The 3399-nt window shown below is 73.8% G+C and carries 5 protein-coding genes; 4 read left to right on the top strand and 1 reads right to left on the bottom strand.

Translation table 11 applies throughout. From position 1 onward, the window contains the following. The first annotated feature begins 427 nt into the window (after positions 1-427). Both RIF68_RS31535 and RIF68_RS31530 read left to right on the top strand, forming a co-directional pair. The gene (locus RIF68_RS31535; RefSeq protein WP_003955561.1) at positions 428-724 is read left to right on the top strand and encodes a DUF4193 domain-containing protein; all 297 of its coding nucleotides are present in this window, start codon (positions 428-430) and stop codon (positions 722-724) included. A 12-nt stretch (positions 725-736) separates the two neighbouring features. Further along, positions 737-1789, top strand: coding sequence for a hypothetical protein (locus RIF68_RS31530; RefSeq protein WP_309054683.1), 1053 nt, complete (start codon positions 737-739; stop codon positions 1787-1789). A 172-nt stretch (positions 1790-1961) separates the two neighbouring features. Here the strand turns inward: RIF68_RS31530 and RIF68_RS31525 are convergent, their stop codons facing one another. Continuing rightward, entirely contained in the window at positions 1962-2486 is a 525-nt protein-coding gene (locus RIF68_RS31525) for a DUF3093 domain-containing protein (RefSeq protein ID WP_309054682.1), read from the bottom strand. A 58-nt stretch (positions 2487-2544) separates the two neighbouring features. Here RIF68_RS31525 and RIF68_RS31520 point away from each other — a divergent pair, with 58 nt between their 5' ends. After that, positions 2545-3129, top strand: a complete 585-nt coding sequence (locus tag RIF68_RS31520) for a PaaI family thioesterase (RefSeq protein WP_309054681.1) — start codon at positions 2545-2547, stop codon at positions 3127-3129. After that, on the top strand, positions 3129-3399 hold a 271-nt coding region (gene dut / locus RIF68_RS31515; protein WP_309054680.1), incomplete at its 3' end, for a dUTP diphosphatase. The genes RIF68_RS31520 and dut, both read left to right, overlap by 1 nt.

The following is a 3399-nucleotide window of genomic DNA, read 5'->3' as shown; positions in this document are numbered from 1 at the left end:
CGGCCTCGTGATGCGAGTCACCCTGCCGATGTGACACAGTGCGCGCGACCGGTTCCGTTCGCTTTGCGCGGAATTCCCGAGCTCTGATGCTGAGACACGCATGTGTGATCGATCACAGGGTGAGGGGCGGACGGCCACACGCTCCGTGATCGGGGATTCCGCCGGAAAACCGGGAAAAATCCGGGTTTCCCGGGCTTCGGATGACGGGAAGTACACGGGGTGGCGCGTGCGAGCGGCGCCCCGAGGACCGTGTACGGTCCGGTTCGCCACCCCAACCCCCTCACTCGTGAGAGGGCGGGACGGGTGTCGATTGAGTAACAGACCTTGATGTGAGGCAAAATCTCCGCCTCAGGTCGGGCACAAGTCCGACCTCTCACGCGTTACGTGCGCTGGAGACACCCGCAACCACCCAGAGGGGGAGAGCGACATGGCAACGGATTACGACACCCCACGCAAGACCGACGACGACGTCGACTCGGACAGCCTTGAAGAACTGAAGGCCCGCCGCAACGACAAGTCGACCTCGACCGTCGACGTCGACGAGTTCGAGGCCGCCGAGGGCCTGGAGCTGCCGGGCGCCGACCTCTCGAACGAGGAGCTGGCCGTCCGGGTCCTGCCCAAGCAGGCCGACGAGTTCACCTGCATGAGCTGCTTCCTCGTGCACCACCGCAGCCAGCTGGCGCGGGAGAAGAACGGTCAGCCCATCTGCCGCGACTGCGACTGAGAACGCTCGACCGTGGCAGGCGACACACCGTCCCGGAAGCGGCGTCTACGGCTCCCCGGCAGGCCGAAGACGTACAAGGGCGGACCGGGCCCGGCGGAGGACGCCCACGAGGCTTCCGAAGCCGAGCGCGCCGCCCCCCTGCCCTCCCCCGGCGCACCTGACGACGGGCGAGGCCCCTCGGCCTCGCTCGAAGCGGCCGCCGAGGCCCCGGAGCCGGGCACCGCACCGCTTCCCGCGGAGCGGGACACCACACCCCCGGGCGCACCGGCCGCCGCCGCGCGCGACGGGCGACCGGACGCCGGAGGCCCGGCCGGCCCGGCGCGCAAGCGACTCGACAGACTCAGGACCGAGTCGTCGCGGATCGACGCCGTCCGGCGCGGTGTCACCGAGAGCGTGAGGCACGGCGTCAGACGAGGCGGAGAGGGCGCGAAGGCCGGCATCGGCCTCCTGGCCGACCGGCTGATCGACCTGGCCCCGCGGATTCCCGTCCGCGACCTGGCGACCCTGCGCCGGCAGTTCCCGGGCCTCGGCCCGGAGGAGATCGCCGACAAACTCGTCGCGGGCGCCGCCAACGCGAGCTCCACCGTCGGCGCGGGCGTCGGCGCCGCCGCCATGCTGCCCGTACCCCCGGCCATGCCGGCCGAGCTCGCCGCGGAGATCACCGGCGTCGCCGCCGTGGAACTCAAACTCATCGCCGAACTGCACGAGGTGTACGGCCTGCGGCCCCCCGGCCGCCTCACCCAGCGCTCCGTCGCCTATCTGACGTCCTGGGCGGAGGAGCGGGGCATCGACCCGACCAAGCCCACCACCGTCAACGCCGCGCTCGGCGGACAGCTCAAGCGCGAACTGCGCCAGCAGATCATGAAGCGCATGGTGCGCAATCTGCCCAACCTCGCCCCCTTCATGGTGGGCGCGGCCGTCGGAGCGGTCATGAACCGGCGCGACACCAAGAAGCTCGCCGCCCACGTCCGCAAGGACCTGCGGGCCCGCCAGGTCCCGTGGGAGGACCTGCCGGAGCTGCCCGCGCTCGACCAGCCCGAGAACCCCAAGGAGCTCGGCTTCTGAGCCGCGCCCCCCGGTGACGGCCCCCGGGCCGCGGATCCGCCCCCCGAGCCGTGCCAGGCACCCCCGGAGGCGCGGCGTGCCTCGACCACCCGTCGGCCCCGCGTTCGACCCGGGCCGAGCGGCTCGGGTACGGCAAAGGCCCCCGGCGGAAGACGGGGGCCGGTACGGCGGCTCAGCCTTCGGCGCGTGCCGCGTCCAGCGCGGCGACCAGCGCCTCCGGCTCACGGCTCGACAGGTAGACGTACGGCGTCGGATCCGCCGGGTCCGTCACCTCGACCCGCACCGCCCGGGGCACGTAGCTGCGCATCAGCATGAAGGCGCGCGGGTCGGCCTTGTGCGTGCGCCAGGCGCGCGCCTCCTCCACGTCCAGCACCTCGGCCGCCCCCAGAGCGGATACCGGGATCCGGGCGTCGCCCGCCACCAGCGAACCGGCCACCACCCGGATCCGCGCGGAGCCGTACGAGGAGACCGCCACACCGGCCAGCACCGCCGCCGCGATCACGCCGCCCAGCGTCGGCACCGTACCCAGCGGGAACATCACCAGGCCCCCGGAGAGGCCCAGCAGGCCCGCGATCACCCACCACGAGCGGGGCGCGGTCAGCCGCTCGTCGAAACGCGGCGCGGCGGGCGGCACCGGCGCCGCGGGGGACGGGGACGGGGACGGGGACGCCGGGGACGGCACGGGAGGCTGCTGCATGTCCCCAAGCTTGGCACGGCGCGCCCCCCGCCCGGCCGCGCGGGTAAGGTCTGCGCCTGTGACCGCAACATCTGCCGCCCTCACCCCACCGGCCGACGCCGTGGCGCCGGTACGCCACGCCGACGCGCCGGCCCCCGGCGAGCCGCTCGGCTCCCACTACGCGCACTGCTTCGGGTGCGGCGGCGGACAGCCCCACGGCCTGCACCTGGACGCCCGGGCGGGAGAGGGTGTCACCGTCACCGCCGAGTTCACCGTCACCGCCGACCACCAGGGCGCCCCCGGGCTCGCGCACGGCGGCGTCCTCGCCACCGCGCTCGACGAGACCCTCGGCTCCCTGAACTGGCTGCTGCGGGTCATCGCGGTGACCGGCCGCCTGGAGACCGACTTCGTCCGGCCCGTCCCCGTCGGGACCGTGCTCCACCTGGACGCCGAGGTCACCGCCGTCCACGGCCGCAAGATCTACTCGACCGCCACCGGCCGGATCGGCGGGCCCGACGGCCCCGTCGCCGTCCGCGCCGACGCCCTCTTCATCGAGGTCAAGGTCGACCACTTCATCGACAACGGCCGCCCGGAGGAGATCCGGGCCGCCATGTCCGACCCCGACCAGGTCCGGCGCGCCCGCGCCTTCGAGGTGAACCCCTGATGCGCAACCCTGTCGACGTCCTCATCCGCCGCGTGGACCCGGACGTCCCCATCCCCGCCTACGGCCACCCCGGCGACGCCGGCGCCGACCTCGTGACCACCGAGGCCGCCGTCCTCGCCCCCGGCGAACGCGCCGTCCTGCCCACCGGGGTTTCCCTCGCGCTGCCGGACGGGTACGCCGCCTTCGTGCACCCCCGCTCCGGACTCGCCGCCCGCTGCGGCGTCGCGCTCGTGAATGCCCCGGGGACGGTGGATGCCGGGTACCGTGGAG

The sequence above is a fragment of the Streptomyces sp. genome (assembly GCF_031178505.1).
GTDB classification, from domain to species: domain Bacteria; phylum Actinomycetota; class Actinomycetes; order Streptomycetales; family Streptomycetaceae; genus Streptomyces; species Streptomyces gulbargensis.
This window is presented reverse-complemented; position numbering and strand designations above follow the sequence as displayed.

Bases quoted from the DNA above. Each gene is read 5' to 3' on its own strand.
- RIF68_RS31525 (WP_309054682.1), bottom strand. From the start codon at position 2,486: ATGCAGCAGCCTCCCGTGCCGTCCCCGGCGTCCCCGTCCCCGTCCCCG.
- RIF68_RS31535 (WP_003955561.1), top strand. From the start codon at position 428: ATGGCAACGGATTACGACACCCCACGCAAGACCGACGACGACGTCGAC.